The 15316-nt window shown below is 60.3% G+C and carries 10 protein-coding genes; 7 read left to right on the top strand and 3 right to left on the bottom strand.

What is annotated here, in order from left to right; all coding sequences use genetic code 11:
- The first annotated feature begins 87 nt into the window (after nt 1–87).
- The 4 genes from E0E00_RS09365 (at nt 88) to E0E00_RS09350 (ending at nt 5372) form a co-directional block, all read left to right on the top strand.
- Nucleotides 88–357: a DUF2087 domain-containing protein gene (locus E0E00_RS09365; RefSeq protein ID WP_130812259.1), complete on the top strand. Its 270-nt coding sequence runs from the start codon at nt 88–90 to the stop codon at nt 355–357.
- A gap of 450 nt (nt 358–807) precedes the next feature.
- Nucleotides 808–2103, top strand: a complete 1296-nt coding sequence (locus E0E00_RS09360; RefSeq protein WP_207302708.1) for a substrate-binding domain-containing protein — start codon at nt 808–810, stop codon at nt 2101–2103.
- A gap of 90 nt (nt 2104–2193) precedes the next feature.
- On the top strand, nt 2194–3702 hold the full coding sequence (locus E0E00_RS09355; protein WP_130812258.1) for a sugar ABC transporter ATP-binding protein: 1509 nt from the start codon (nt 2194–2196) through the stop codon (nt 3700–3702).
- A gap of 14 nt (nt 3703–3716) precedes the next feature.
- The gene (locus E0E00_RS09350) at nt 3717–5372 is read left to right on the top strand and encodes a galactoside ABC transporter permease (protein ID WP_130812257.1); all 1656 of its coding nucleotides are present in this window, start codon (nt 3717–3719) and stop codon (nt 5370–5372) included.
- Nucleotides 5373–5728: 356 nt separating this feature from the next.
- Here the strand turns inward: E0E00_RS09350 and E0E00_RS09345 are convergent, their stop codons facing one another.
- The 3 genes from E0E00_RS09345 to E0E00_RS09335 all read right to left on the bottom strand — a co-directional run bounded on the left by E0E00_RS09345 (nt 5729) and on the right by E0E00_RS09335 (nt 9732).
- Complete coding sequence (locus tag E0E00_RS09345) at nt 5729–7357, bottom strand: UDP-glucose--hexose-1-phosphate uridylyltransferase (RefSeq protein WP_130812256.1); 1629 nt, start codon at nt 7355–7357, stop codon at nt 5729–5731.
- Nucleotides 7348–8562, bottom strand: a complete 1215-nt coding sequence (locus E0E00_RS09340; protein ID WP_242622215.1) for a galactokinase family protein — start codon at nt 8560–8562, stop codon at nt 7348–7350. The genes E0E00_RS09345 and E0E00_RS09340 overlap by 10 nt, the downstream gene beginning before the upstream one ends.
- 90 nt (nt 8563–8652) lie before the next feature.
- The gene (locus E0E00_RS09335) at nt 8653–9732 is read right to left on the bottom strand and encodes an aldose epimerase family protein (RefSeq protein WP_130812255.1); all 1080 of its coding nucleotides are present in this window, start codon (nt 9730–9732) and stop codon (nt 8653–8655) included.
- Between the two features lie 176 nt (nt 9733–9908).
- Here E0E00_RS09335 and E0E00_RS09330 point away from each other — a divergent pair, with 176 nt between their 5' ends.
- From E0E00_RS09330 to E0E00_RS14395, 3 genes are all read left to right on the top strand, one after another.
- Nucleotides 9909–10934 carry a LacI family DNA-binding transcriptional regulator gene (locus E0E00_RS09330; RefSeq protein WP_242622214.1) on the top strand — a complete coding sequence of 342 codons (1026 nt, stop codon included), beginning with the start codon at nt 9909–9911 and terminating at the stop codon, nt 10932–10934.
- Nucleotides 10935–11111: 177 nt separating this feature from the next.
- Complete coding sequence (locus E0E00_RS09325) at nt 11112–12674, top strand: B12-binding domain-containing radical SAM protein (RefSeq protein ID WP_130812254.1); 1563 nt, start codon at nt 11112–11114, stop codon at nt 12672–12674.
- A 1933-nt stretch (nt 12675–14607) separates the two neighbouring features.
- Nucleotides 14608–15300, top strand: a complete 693-nt coding sequence (locus E0E00_RS14395; RefSeq protein WP_165443640.1) for a metallophosphoesterase — start codon at nt 14608–14610, stop codon at nt 15298–15300.
- Nucleotides 15301–15316 lie beyond the last annotated feature (16 nt).

The following is a 15316-nucleotide window of genomic DNA, read 5'->3' as shown; positions in this document are numbered from 1 at the left end:
GTAAGTTCTTGCTTGTTAATGCCAGTCAATACGTTCAGCGTTGTCCCATCCGCGTCATGACTAATGAGTTGGACCTAGGAGGATCGCGTGGAGAGAGACAGAATCAAGAGCTTTACAGATCGGTTTATGGTCGATGGAAGGTTAACCACAATACCACGGAGGGAGAAGGACCGGGAGGCCATGAGGCTCTATTTTGCTGCGAAGTTTGATGAGAACACCTCCTACACAGAGGAGGAAGTCAATTCGATATTGCTTGAGTTTTATAGCGACTATGCCTATCTAAGGCGAGAGTTAATCGATCATGGCCTAATGAAGCGAACGGCTGCTGGTGACTTCTATCACCTATCAAGAGGCTAAGTTGGTGAAACGCGAAGCAGCCTCTAAGGCATTACTGTCTTTTAGTGTCAAAAGCGGCTACAGACTTTGCAGGGCGGCAGCCATTCGGGAGTTCGGCGCGTCGGTAGTGTGGCTTCGAACCACTGTGTGACTCCATACGATCGCGCGGGCCGCACAAGTGACGGCGTTCTCGACATTTCTGCAGGAAAGCTTTTTGCGATGCGACGATTGCGTGGGTCCAGAAGAACGTGCGGGCCGCACAGTCGCTGTCGTTTCAGGCGGAAGTGCAGAACCCTGCCCTGTGCACAAAAACGGCCTCAGAGGACCTCAGAGACAGCCGTCCGCCCCACGTACGCAACCATTGGTCGAACAAATGAGAACGTTAACAACCACAGCTCAAAGAGGTATTAACGTACTTATAAACAAGGTTCGTGCAACGGGGCGCGAACCGTGGGGAAAGGGAGAAAACCCATGGAAATGTCTCGTCGTAGGTTTCTGGAGGTCTGTGGCCTTGGCGCAATGGGCCTTGCCAACGTCGGCGTGCTCGCGGGCTGCGGTGGCGGCTCCAGCAGCAGCACCGGCTCCTCCTCCGGCGCTTCCTCTGGCACCGTGGCCAACAAGGACAAGCCGCTGGTGTGGTTTAACCGCCAGCCGTCCAACAGCTCGACCGGCGAACTCGACACCGCTGCCCTTAACTTCAACGACAAGACCTACTACGTCGGCTTCGATGCCAACCAGGGCGGCGAGGCCCAAGGTAAGATGGTCAAGGACTACATCGAGAAGAACATCGCATCTCTCGACCGCAATGGCGACGGCGTCATCGGCTACGTCCTTGCCATCGGTGACGTGGGTCACAACGACTCCATCGCCCGTACTCGCGGCGTTCGCAGCACGCTTGGCACCGCCGTCGAGAAGGACGGCAAGGCTGTCTCCGACCCCATCGGCACCAACACCGACGGTTCCTCCTCGCTCGTCCAGGACGGCAAGCTTGAGGTTGGCGGCAAGGCCTATATCGTACGCGAGCTTGCCTCCCAGGAGATGAAGAACTCCGCAGGCGCCACGTGGGATGCCGCCACGGCCGGCAACGCCATTGGCACCTGGGCCTCCTCGTTTGGCGACCAGATAGACATCATCGTTTCCAACAACGACGGCATGGGCATGTCGATGTACAACGCGTGGTCCAAGGACAACAAAGTCCCGACCTTTGGTTACGACGCCAACAGTGACGCCGTTGCGGCAATCGCCGACGGCTACGCGGGCACCATCAGCCAGCATGCCGACGTCCAGGCCTACCTCACCCTTCGCCTGCTTCGCAACTCCCTCGACGGCGTCGACATCAACACCGGCATTGCTAAGGCCGATGACGCTGGCAACGTCTTGACCGAGGACCTCTATAAGTACGTCGAGGCCGACCGCTCCTACTACGCAATCAACGTCGCCGTCACCGCGGACAACTACACGGACTTCACGGACTCCACGAAGACCTACGATGGCGTCTCCAAGCAGCTCGACTCCTCCAAGTCTGCTCCCAAGAAGGTCTGGCTCGACATCTACAATGCGGCGGACAACTTCCTGTCCTCCACGTACCAGCCGCTGCTCCAGCAGTATGACAAGCTGCTCAACCTCAACGTCGACTACATCGGCGGAGACGGCCAGACCGAGTCCAACATCACGAACCGCCTTGGCAACCCCAGCGAGTACGACGCATTCGCCATCAACATGGTGAAGACGGACAACGCCTCCTCCTACACCTCGCTCCTGAGCTAGTAGCGACACGTTTGCAGCTGGCTGTGCGCGCCCGGTGCGGGGGGAGTCCCCCCGCACCTTTTAGAGCGCCAGCGCAGGAAGGATGGGAACATGACGGACAGCGGGGACGACGTTGTGCTGTCGATTCGCGGGATGTGCAAATCCTTTGGGCGAAACCAGGTTCTCGACCACATTGACCTCGACCTCAGGCGTGGTACGGTCATGGGCCTTATGGGCGAGAATGGCGCAGGCAAGTCCACCATGATGAAGTGCCTCTTTGGAACCTATCAGAAGGATGAGGGGACCATCATCCTCAACGGACGAGAAGTGAGCTTCTCTGGTCCCAAGGATGCCTTGGAGAACGGCATCGCCATGGTCCACCAAGAGCTCAACCAGTGTCTGGAGCGCAGCGTCGTTGACAACCTCTTTCTCGGGCGCTATCCCGTCAACGCGTTTGGCATGGTGGACGAGGGCCTCATGCGCAAGGAGGCAGCCGAGCTCTTCCGTCGCCTGGGCATGACCGTCGACCTTGACCAACCCATGCGAAAGATGTCCGTCTCACAGCGCCAGATGTGCGAAATCGCAAAGGCGATCTCATACAACGCGCAGGTCATCGTGCTTGACGAGCCCACCTCCTCGCTCATGTCGCAGGAGGTCGAGAAGCTCTTTGGGATGATGCGCATGCTCAAGGAGCAGGGCATCTCCCTCATCTACATCTCCCACAAGATGGACGAGGTCTTCGAGATCTGCGATGAGGTCTCCGTGCTTCGCGACGGCAAGCTCGTGATGACGAGGCCCACGTCGCAGACGACCATGAACGAGCTCATCGCGGCCATGGTTGGCCGCTCGCTTGAGAACCGCTTCCCGCCGGTGGACAACGCGCCCGGCAAAACGGTGCTCTCTATACGGCACCTCTCTACGAAGTACCCGCCCTACCTCCAAGGCATCTCCTTCGACGTGAGGAAGGGTGAGATCTTCGGCCTCTATGGCCTTGTGGGTGCCGGCAGGACGGAACTTCTCGAGACGATCTTCGGCGTCCGTACGCGTGCTGCCGGTCGCGTGTACTTCCGCGATCACCTTATGAATTTCGCAAATGCACGTGAGGCCATGGAGCATGGGTTTGCCCTCATCACCGAGGAGAGAAAGGCAAACGGCCTCTTCCTCAAGGGTGACCTCACGTTCAACACCACGATTGCGAGCCTTGACCGCTACAGAAGCGGCATCGCGCTCTCCGACCCAAAGATGGTGAATGCCACAGCCGACGAGATCAAGCTCATGAACACCAAGTGTATGGGCCCCGATGACATGATTTCGAGCCTTTCTGGCGGCAACCAGCAGAAGGTCGTCTTTGGCAAGTGGCTGGAGCGGGGACCGCAGGTGTTTCTCATGGACGAGCCTACGCGCGGCATTGACGTCGGTGCGAAGTACGAGATCTACGAGCTGATCATTGGGATGGCCAAGCAGGGAAAGACCATCATCGTCGTCTCCTCCGAGATGCCCGAGATTCTCGGCATCACAAACCGCATTGGCGTCATGTCGAACGGGCGACTCTCCGGAATCGTAAACACACGGGAGACCAACCAGGAAGAGCTCCTGCGCCTGAGCGCGAAGTACCTGTAAGGGGATGAGCACATATGGCAACTCAAGGGGACAAGGTGCTTACGGCCAAGGAGGAGCGAGAGCTTCTTGCGCCCATTGACGAGCACGTCAAGGCAATTCAGGCAAAGATTGATGACCTACGTCGGGACGGCACGGCCCTTGCCGTGAAGCTGCAGGGCGACATCGACGCGGCCAAACGCGATCGCATCCTTTCGAAGGAGGAGCGCGAGCAGGCCATCTCTGGGTACAAGGCCCAGCTTGAGACGGCCAGGTCTGTCGAGGCAACCCACAAGGCAGAGGTTGCAGCGCTTGTCTCGGAAGCTGAGGCGTACCTCGAGGAGCACTACGCAAAGGAGTACCTCGAGCCCGTGCGGCAGAGCTGCGCGCGGGAGCGCGTGCTTGCCAAGGAGCGCTACCAGGCAAGCCTCAAGACCCTCGAGGAAGAGCACCGCGCCAACCTGGCTGGGCTCTCGGACCGCGCAGAGGTCAAGGACGAGAACTACGTCTACAAGAACCGCCAGTTCGATGCGAAGGTTGTCTACGAGAAGGAGATCCAGCAGATAAAGGACCGCGAGCATGCGGCCTTTAGCTACGAGTACCACCTGATTGACCTTCTCCGCATGTCCAAGTTCACGCTTCCGGAGCGCTACGCCCAGAAGTGGGAGAACTACAAGTACACGTTTGACCGCAGGCAGTTCCTTCTCAGGAACGGCCTTTATATCGTCATCCTTCTGGTGTTCATCTTCCTGTGCGCCATTACGCCCGTCGTGAAGGGCACGCAGCTACTCACCTACCAGAACGTGCTTAACATCCTCCAGCAGGCGTCCCCGCGCATGTTCCTTGCGCTTGGCGTCGCCGGACTCATCCTGCTCACGGGCACCGACCTCTCCATTGGCCGCATGATGGGCATGGGCATGACGGCAGCCACGATCATTATGCATCAGGGCATCAACACCGGTACCGTCTTTGGGCATGCCTTCGATTTCACCGGCCTGCCCCTGGTGGCGCGCATCATCCTTGCCCTTGTGGTGTGTGTGGCGCTCTGCACACTATTCACCTCGATTGCAGGTTTCTTTACCGCTCGGTTCAAGATGCACCCGTTTATCTCGACCATGGCAAACATGCTCATCATCTTTGGCCTGGTAACGTATGCCACGAAGGGCGTCTCGTTTGGCTCTATCGAGCCTGCCATCCCCAACATGGTCATTCCGAGGGTCAACGGCTTTCCCACGATCATCCTGTGGGCTGTGGCTGCCATCGCCATCGTGTGGTTCATCTGGAACAAGACTGCGTTTGGCAAGAACCTCTACGCAGTTGGTGGCAACCCCGAGGCTGCGGCTGTCTCCGGCATTTCCGTCTTCAAGGTGACGCTTCTTGCCTTTGTGATGGCTGGCATTCTCTATGGCTTTGGCGACTGGCTCGAGTGCATGCGCATGGTAGGCTCTGGCTCTGCGGCGTATGGACAGGGCTGGGACATGGATGCCATTGCGGCCTGCGTTGTCGGTGGCGTCTCGTTCACCGGCGGCATCGGCAAGATATCTGGCGTCACGGTCGGCGTTCTCATCTTCACCGCCCTCACCTACTCCCTGACCATCCTGGGCATCGACACCAACCTGCAGTTCGTGTTCTCTGGCGTGATCATCCTTACCGCCGTTACGCTCGACTGCCTGAAGTACGTCCAGAAGAAGTAAGCCCCCCTCCTGCGCCACCTGGAACCCCCTCTCTGGGTGGCGCATCCCGAAGGCCCGCCTTGGGCGTGCGTGTGCCCGGGGCGGGCTTTTGTGGTCGGTGCCTTGCCGCTTGCGTGTCGTGGGATCTCGCCGGTTAGCCGGCTGTAACCGTTCGGAATTTCCGAGAAGGTTGTCACGTGTGAAAGGCGGCCGGCAGCCGTAACCGTCTGGAATCTGCGGCATCGTTGTACAGAGAAGCACTTCTCGGACCGTGGCGACCCTCTGCCTGTGTTCAGCCGGCCACACTCGTATCCACCTCACCAAAAAGCCACCTCGGCATGCAGCCGAGGTGGCTAAGCGGCGTAGCCCGCCAGCGCCTACAGCGAGGCAATAAAGCGCATCTGAGCTGCGCGACCGGCATCGTCCCATTTGAAGACGCCGGCGTCCTCAAGGACGTGCGAGAAGACCAGCCCAACACCATCGCGCACAACCTGGCGCACGTTGCCAACGTTAAGGTTGGGGTTCTCGCCGGCCAACTGGGCCGCCCAGGTGGCGTGAGAGGAGGCGAGGGGATCGGCGGCCATCTGCTCCTCGCTCGCGCCAGAAAGCAGGAGCCCTTCCACGCGACCGAGCTCGTCTACAAGGCGTGGTGGCAGGATGGCCAGACCCATGACCTCGATAAGCCCTATGTTCTCGCGCTTGATGTGGTGCCACTCCTCATGTGGGTGGAAGACGCCGAGCGGGTGGTTTGCGCTCGTGACGTTGCAGCGCAGGGCAAGATAGGCCTCGTAGGTGTTGCCGCCAGCGCTGCCATCGCTGCCTACACGGCGCACGATGGGCGTTACCGTGTTGTGTGGTGTGCCGTCAGCATCATGCGCAATTACGCCCACAGACTCGTCGCTCCATGAGCGCCATGCCTGTACCACGTGGTCGCACGCGTCAAGCAGCTCGTCACGGCCCTCGCACGTTAGACGCAGGACCGAGAGGGGCCAGCGAAGCACCACGCCGGAGACGTCCGGGAAGCCCGGCAGCGAGAACTGCGCTGCCGTCTTGGCAAGCATCATGGGGAAGACGTGCGCGCCACCCTGGAAGTGGTCGTGGGAGAGGATGGACCCCCCAACAACGGGCAGGTCGGCGTTGGACCCAATGAAGTAGTCTGGCAGCAGGTCGACAAAGTCGAGCAGACAGGTGAGAGAAGCGCGATCGACGTGCATGGGGCGATGAACCGAGCTCATGGCGATGCAGTGCTCGTTGAAGTATGCGTAGGGGCTGTATTGGAGCCCCCACCGCTCGCCGCCCAGCCGTATGGGGACGATTCGCAGGTTCTGCCGGGCGGGATGTGCTCCCATGGGGTCCGCCGCCCCGCGTCCGGGGTAGCCCTCGTTCTCGATGCAGAGCTGGCAGGCGGGGTATCTCTCGTCCGCAGACGCCTTGCCCGCTGCCGCAATCTCGCGCGGGTCCTTCTCGGGCTTGGAGAGGTTGATGGTGATCTCGAGAGAGCCCCAGTCCGTCTGCGTGTCCCAGCAGACGTTCTTGGCAACGGCCGTGCGACGCACGTATCCAGCTTCGCAGCAGCTGCGATAGAACCAGTCGGTTGCGGCCTTTGGCCCGCCCTCTGCGAGAAGTCCCTTGAAGGTGGCTTCGATCTCGGACGGCTTGGGCATGAGCAGCCCCATCACGCGCATGGCAATGCGGTCCCTGCCACTTGCGGTGTCTGCCGTGCAACCGTTGGCCACGGCAGCCTCGGCAAGCGTGGCGAGAAGCTCGTCGGGCGTCTCGGCCGTTGCCCCCGACGAGACAGCAGGGGAGTCTGGCCCTTTGGCCAGAACCCATGCATCGCTTGGCCCAGGACCCGTGGCACCCACGGCCTCGATGACTGTGTTGTACGCCCACACGCGATCGCCCCAGCCAATGAGCCCGCGCGTGGCTGCGTAGTCGACAATCCCTGTGGCCGCGCTAAGAAGGCCCACGACCTTCTCGCACGTAGACACGCCTCCTACTCCCATTGCGCGAGCGCCCCCCTGTCGGAGATCCGGTAGTGCCTGCAGGAACCAGCGCCGAGCCAAGCGTCCATGCGGTCCTTGAACTCCTCGACCAGGTCGAGCGGTACGAAGCACTGGATGGTTCCTCCAAAGCCCCCGCCGTGGATCCTCGTGGCCCCACGCCCGTCGAGGACGCGCTCGGCGAGACCGAGGGCAACCATGGCGGGCTGTCTCTCTATGCCGCACGAGACGTTCTGGAGAAACATCGCCGAGCTTGCGCCAGACGTGCGCGTGTAGGCGAGAAACGCGTCGATATCGGGCTCGTTGAGCGCTTCCCAGCGCTTGTCGACGAGCTTGTTCTCACGCCAGTAGTGGATGGCACGCAGCACGGCCCTGTCACCGAGGTCGCGGCGTAGCTCGGGAACGTGCGCATCAAAGTCATCCCCATCAACCTCGCAGAGGCGATGCTTGCCAAATGCAGCCGCCACCGCCTGCATCTCCTGTGGCATGGCGGCGTACGCGTCGGTGAGGTCTGCATGGCCGGAGCCCACGTCCACAAGGCAGAGGGCGTAGCCCAAGTCCTCGAAGTCGAGCTCGAGTCGCCTGGCACGCGGATCCTCGGGAATCGCGAAGTCGATAAAGGCAAGTCCGCCCAGACACACCGATGCCTGGTCCATGAGGCCGCACGGCTTGCCAAAGTAGACGTTCTCGGAGAACTGGCACATGCGTGCCATCTCAAGCGCGTCATAGCTGCGACCTTCCCAGAGGGCCTCCATCGCGCGGCCAAGTGCTGCCTCGACGGCGGCCGAGGAGGAAAGACCGCCGCCTATGGGGATGGTGCTCGTCATGGCCATGTCGAAGCCCTCGGGCTTGCGGCCGTCCTGTGTCATCCTGAACGCCATGCCCCTTACGAGCGCTGACGTGGTGTTCTTCTCGTCCTCGCGAACCTCGAGGTTATCCAGGGCCACTTCGACCGTTGGATATCCCTTGCTTGCCAGGCGTACGGCGCTTGTACCGTTAGGCCTGGCAAGCGCGTCCACGGCAACGTCGAGCGCGCCGGCAATGACGTGTCCACCCTCGTGGTCTGTGTGATTGCCCGCTATCTCCGAGCGGCCTGGCGCGTGCACCCTAAGCAGGCGCCCTCTTCCCCGCGGCTCTCCCAGCTCCCGCGCGAAAAGTCCATGCAGCCCCTCCTCGCTCTCCCTCATGGTGACCTGGCTCCCGTCCATCTCGTTCTCCTCTCTCCCCGGCGTGCCGGGGCAAAAAACAACGCAATGAGAGGTTCTGGCCCCCTCACCTTGCTAACCATGCCTGTGCACTTAGCGTGGAACGACGCCAAACTGATAGACGATCCTTTGCGAATATGGCTGCTCGGGTGTGCAGACTGGCTGAGGCCACGAGGGGTGGTGTGCGCAATCCGGATAGAACTCCGGTTCAAATGCAAAACCGCTGCGAGGCCCGTAGCTGCCTCCGCCCTTTGCGTGCGCATCGTCGAGCCAGTTACCGGTGTAGAGGTGGGCCCCCGGCGTAGTTATGCGAATCTCGAGCGAACGGCCTGTCGAAGGCTCGAACGCAGAGAGCGCAAGGCGCTCCCGCACGTCCGGCCGCCATCCGGTGATGCAGAAGCAGTGATCGTAGCCATGCGCACGATGCAGCTGCTCGTCATCGGCGTCGATGTCCCGGCCTATCGCCTTTGGCTTGCGGAAGTCAAAGGGAGTGCCGTCAACGGGGCGTATCTCGCCAGTGGAAACCGAGTCCTCCCTGATGGGAAGGAAGCTGTCCGCTTCCAGGCGCAGCATCGTATCCATGGTAGAGCCGGCGTTGTGGCCGGCAAGGTTGAAGTAGCTGTGGTTTGTCATGTTGACAAAGGTGAGGGCATCCGTCTTGCAGGCATACGAGACGGTAAGCCGCGTTGTATCGTTCGGAAGGTCCACAAGGGAGACGTCTGCCGTGAACGTGCGGTTGCCCGGAAGGCCCAGCTCCCCGTCTGCAAGGGGACAGGTGAGACTCATGGCGTTCTCCTTCTCGGTGGCAACACCACGCCAGAGGCGCTTGTGAAGTCCCGAGGTAAGGCTCGTGTGAAGGTTGTTCCGCATGTCTGGGCCGTTGTTTCTCGCAAGATGACACGCAACCGGGCCCAGGGTTATCTCGGCTTTGTCAGTGCGGTTTGCAATGGGGCCTATGGTAGAGCCGTGACATGCGGGGTTGTCACGGTAGTCTGCGAGGGACGCAAGGCCGAGAAGCACGTCTGCCTGCCTGCCCAGGGCATCCGGAACCTCAATGGAAAGTAGCGCTGCCCCAAACTCCATGAGACGAACCCTCGCTTGCGGGGTGGCTATCGTGAAGACGTGGACCTGCTCCCCCGATGGCAGACAACAAAGGACATCCGAGCTGACCATGGCTTTCCTTCCATGTGCAATAATTACCGTTGAGCCTGCAATATACGTCATTCTGCTCCAATGTGGGCAGGGTTATGTTAACGTACCCAAGACGGCCAGTTGCCGAGATTCAAGATGGTCGCGGCAGGCGGTTGTCAGATGGGGCTGACAGGGCTTTCGTGGCAGGGGGATTCAGCATGGGCGTGACACGTCTCGACGCATCGAGGCACTTTGTCTCCATGGCCGACGTTGCCGAGAGGGCCGGCGTCTCGCAACAGACTGTCTCGCGCGTAGCCAACGGTCAGCCCAATGTGAGCGAGTCGACGCGCAGGGCAGTGCAGCGTGCGATGGACGAACTTGGCTTCAGGCCCAACTTCGCCGGCCGTTCGCTGAGAAGTGGCCGTTACCGCTCCGTTGGCCTTTGCATCTATAACATCATGCAGTTTGGTAATCTTTCGACGCTCGATGGCATCGTGACCGCCGCTCGCGAGCATGGTGATGCCATTACGATGGTTGAGATGGGGGGCGATGATCCCATCTCGCTCGAGCAGATGACAAAGCGCATGCTCGTTCTGCCTGTTGACGCCATGATCATGAGCATGAGCATCAAGGCCGAGGACTTTGATAGCTTTCGTCCCAACCCTGGGTTTGGGACCGTGCTCCTCACCATGTACGAGCACCCATACTGCACCACAGTCGACTCCGACCAGTACGGTTGCTCGATGCTTGTCATGGACCACCTGATTTCGCATGGACACAAGCAAATCAGGTTTGTTGCGGGTCCCCCGTACTCCGTCGACTCGAACTTCCGCGAGCGGGGCTGGAGGGATGCCCTTGAAGTTCGCGGCCTCAACGTGGTCGAGCCGCTGCGTGGTGACTGGACAGCCGACGCTGGCTATGGGGCAGGCGCTGCGCTTGCGCCCGACAGGGACGCGACTGCGGTGTACGTTGCGAACGACCAGATGGCGCTAGGGGTGATTGCGGCGCTCGAGGATGCCGGCAGACGCGTGCCCGAGGACGTGAGCGTGGTGGGCGTGGATGACTCCCTCACGGCGTCGGTTCCTCACAACCGGCTTACGACCGTGCGCTTTGATCTCTTCTCGCGTGGGCGCCGCGCTTTTGAGCAGGCGCTTCTCAGCACAAGCCCCAACTACCACATCCAGCAGATAAGGATTGCGGGCACGCTGGTCGAGCGCCAGACGGTCGCGGACATACGCGCCTAGAAGAGAACTCCAACACTATCGCCTACGACCGTTTACCTACTGGCGAAGGCATAGATGACACCGCCCACCGGTAGTTTATTGCCGCTCGCAACTTGTGCTATGCCGCTCGCTTGGTGCTCCTGTTGAGCCAGCGCTTCTCGGGAATCTTCTCTCATGGCTTCGTGTCAAGGAGGCATCATGTTTGTTACGTTTATCACGCCCGCCTCATGGCTGCGCAGGCTCAAGCCCTACCAATGGGGTGCCCGCGTCTACGGGACGCCAGACTCCATCACGGGACCGCTCATCCTGGCGGGCATTGCTCGGCGTGCTGGCCATTACGTGGAGGCATACGAGGAGCTCAACGGCACGTTCGACATGGACCGCCTTCTCGAGAAAACCGACGTTCTTTGCCTCTATACCATGACTTCCAGTGCGCCGCACGCCTATGACCTGGCTGACCTCTTCCACAAGCAGGGGCATGCACGTGTGATCATTGGCGGCATACACGCCACAGCCATACCGGAAGAGACCGCCGCCCATGCGGACCAGGTGCTGGTGGGCGAGGGAGAGGGCGCCTTCCTGGATGTGCTTGAGGGCCGCATTACTGATAAGATTGTGCGCTGCAAGCCCGTGTACGACCTGGACTCCATTCCTTGGCCTGACTACTCGGTGCTCAAGACCCCCGTCAAAGCGGCAGATATCATGACCTCACGTGGCTGTCCCTACCGCTGCAGCTTCTGCACTACGAGCCGCATGTTCGCGCCATACCGGCAGCGCTCGGTTGACTCGGTGATTGCCGAAATCAAGCACTACCATGAGCTGGGCTTCGAGTATATGAACTTCGAAGACGACAACTTCACGGCCGACAAGGAGCGCGCCAAGGAGATCTGTCGCCGCATCGCCGCCGAGAACCTGCAGTTCAAAGAGTCCTTCTTCTTTGGGCGGACTGACATGGCAAACGATCCCGAGATGCTCGACCTTCTCGCCAAGGCGCACCTCGACTGGGTGCTCATAGGGATCGAGTCGCTCAACCAGAGGACGCTCGATGCCGTGAACAAGCACCAATCCATCGAGGACATCCGCCGTGCGGGCAAGGCATGCCGCGACCACGGCATCCAGCTCATTGCGAGCATCGTGGTGGGGGCGGACACCGACACGCACGAGGACATCATGCGCACCGTGCAGTTTGCTAAGGGCATCGATGCCTCGAAGCTCCAACCGGCCATCCTCACGCCCTTTCCGGGGACGCCCGTCTACGAGGGATACGAGAGGGAGGGGCGCATGCTCGTGCGCGACGAGCGCGACTGGGAGCCGTTCGACATGATGAACGCCACTTACCAGCCAAAGAACATGTCTCCATGGGACTTGGAGATGGAGTTCTTCCATGCGGCGTGCTCGTTCTACGACAGGCGTGGCGCCATCCGCATGGGAAAGATATTTGGGCCTGCATACGGCCTCACGCGCTACGTTCTCGCGCTCATAGCCCGGCTGGGCAAATGGGGCACGTGGATGGCAGGGGTAATTGGGAAGGGAAGCTGGTACTACCACCTACGCCACATTCCCTGGCGCTACGCCAGTGACCACGAGGGCGACGAAATTGGTCGTGAGCTCAAGCGCCTGAGAAGAAAAGATGACTTCCAGGAGATTGCGACCACAGTGGCAATCTTGGCGCTCCTCGTGTCTCCTGTGGTAGCGATTGTGCGGCGTATCACGAAAGACGCATCTTCTCGTTCCCGTGGACATCCCATCCGTCAATCTTGACGTTTTGGTTGGGAAGGCGAACGACTACCTTGCACCCGTGTGCTCTAGCAATCGAGACATACGTGCCTGTCTGCGGGCAAGACCCACTGTGCAAAGGCAATGCCAAGTACATGGGGTGCCGCCCCATTTGCGTACCGACAAGTCGTCGACTCTTGCCGGACGTCTCCACCATGAGATGCAATGCTTCTAGCGAGCCCATCGTCACTCCCTTGATGCTGAATTGATCATCATGTCCAGTAATCATAAAAATGGCTGGGAACTTGCGGCATAGTCAGGCTCCCTGGACTGTTAGCTGCTCAGGCAACTTCGGCTGCGCGGCCGCAGTGGCCGCGATGCCCGCGGGCGGCACGTGCATGAGGCACATCCCATGGAGGGGCCCCGTGCATACATCGGCAGAGTCCCTGTGGCCGTACCCCCAGCTGGAGGAGCCGGCATACGACTGCATGTGCGGCCTGGGAAGCCCGCGGAACGTGTCCCGGGCATATGCCTTGGAGTTCGATATAGCCCTGTGGGCCGTGGGGGGCGGGGCGCTATCGCCTGCGCCGTCGCATTCCCTCTGGACGAGCCCATGGAATGGGGGCCAGCAGATGTCCCGGTCCGTGCGTCTGCCCCCATCTCCGACATGTGGCAGAGGTGGTCGTGGCCGAGTTGCCCCCAAGGGGTCGCCCGGGCAGCCCCCTGCGCACCGGATGGCGCACGGGCCCTTCCCTGCAGGCGCCCTGTCGACGGCTGCGGGCATGGGCTGCCGTCCCGTGCCCCCCCTCATGCCCAGGCCGCCTGCATGCCCCTCAGCCATGTCTTCCCCCGCCTTTCCGGCCGCATCATCCCTGCATCCATATCATGCAGCGCAGGGCCGACAGGGATTGCCGGGGCTATGGGAAGTGCTCAGCCATTTCTCGTCATTCATGAGGCAATAGATAACATCACCAACGTACAGACGCCTATCAAAGAAATCGTCACGAACCAGTTCCCGCTGGAGGAGTTCCCCACAGCCAAGGAGCAGGCGGCCGTCAAGTCGTACCACAACATCAAGGTTTTGCTTGGTCCGACCAGGAGGCGGTTGCGAGGCCAAAGGGGTAGCACTCCGTATCTCGGCAATCTGGCTTGGTGGGCCCTGCGGCTTAGGCCGCGGGGCCCGTTTGCATGTTGCCACGAGCCCATGTGCGTAAGAAGGTGAGTGTACAATCCTAAAAGACCACGGACATGAGCGAACGGCACTATGGCCGGGGATATGCCATCAGCCACAAAGATCGCGTCAGCTTACGGGTTTGTCTTGGCCGTGCGAGCCGCGCGCAAGGAACGAAGCCTCACGCAGACGGATGCCGCGCAACTGTTGGACTGTGCTATTTGTGCTGGCATATGTTGCTGGGAACGGTAAGGCCGCTGTCGAGCATACTGTCCAGGCTGTCGAACAACAACTTGCTCGTCAGGGGCTGGACGCTTGCGTGCCACGACTCTCCGGTTACCTTAAGGATTGATGCTCGGAGGCACCTATCTGCAGATTGTTGAGGAGTGGAGAGCCCGTCATCTTTCGATGAGAACTGATTCGGCCTTGATCCTGGATGATTACTGCGTGAGGTTTGCCTACAACTCGGGAAACATTGAGAACCCGGCCGTTACCTGTCACGACACCCGGGACATCTCTGAGGATGGGCGAGTTGTGAACTTTACGGGTGACCCTCGGACACTTTTCGAGATTCAGAATCTCAAGAAATGCCTCGAACTGCTGCTTGATGCATATGCGGATTGTCGGCCTGTCGACGAGGAACTTGTCCGCGAATGTCACCGGCGCTTACTCAGGGGACCTACGACAACAATACAACTTCCCTGCAGTCGTGGAGGGCATAATAGTGATGTCCTTTGCGACTGTGTGGTTGTTGGGAGTGGCTGTCGTACCCGGATGCAACCAGTCCATGTCGAGACTGCCCCCCACATGGAGGAAGATGTAGCAATTGTGACCGTCTTCTTCACATCAGACCTGCATCTGGGCAGCGAGGGAATGGCCAAGTGGCGCAGGTTTCCTGACGTCGCTACGCATGACGAGGCAATCCTCTCGAACATCAATCTTCGAGTTCACCCGGATGATGACCTCTGGCTCGTGGGGGACCTCTGCAAGCCCAACCGGGCCTCCGTTCGAGCCATGCGAGAGTCTATCAGGTGCAGACACGTTCACCTGATTGTTGGAAACCATGACAAGCGAAGCGTGCTCGAGACGCTTGTGCGCGAGGAGAAGCTCTTCGAGGGCGTGGAGTACTACGCCGAACTCGGCAAGGTTTCCAAACAGGGATACAAGCTGTGCGTTTCGCACTATCCCATGCTCGACTGGAACCGCGCGGTGTACGGAGCCTACATGTTGCACGGACACATCCACTCGCTTCCCGCAGAGGGCGAGCACGCCGTGGCGTCTGGCCTTCCGTGCGTGGTCGAGGCAATGGAGGGAAGTCCTCTTGGGGGCTCTGATGGCGGCATGGGTATGGAAGGCTACAACCAGCGCTGTCGTGACCTGGGAATCCGGCGCTTCGACGTAGGAGTTGACGCCAACGGCTATGCGCCCGTCTCCGTTGAGGAAATCATGGCATATTTGCCCAGCTCTCCCACTGGGCGAGAACTTCTTGGCACGCCGTAGTAGTGCGTGCCGAACC

Origin of the sequence: Olsenella sp. Marseille-P4559, from assembly GCF_900605015.1 — a bacterium.
Lineage (GTDB): Bacteria > Actinomycetota > Coriobacteriia > Coriobacteriales > Atopobiaceae > Tractidigestivibacter.
The sequence above is the reverse complement of the archived record's forward strand: the minus strand, read 5'-3'. Positions and strand labels throughout refer to the sequence as shown.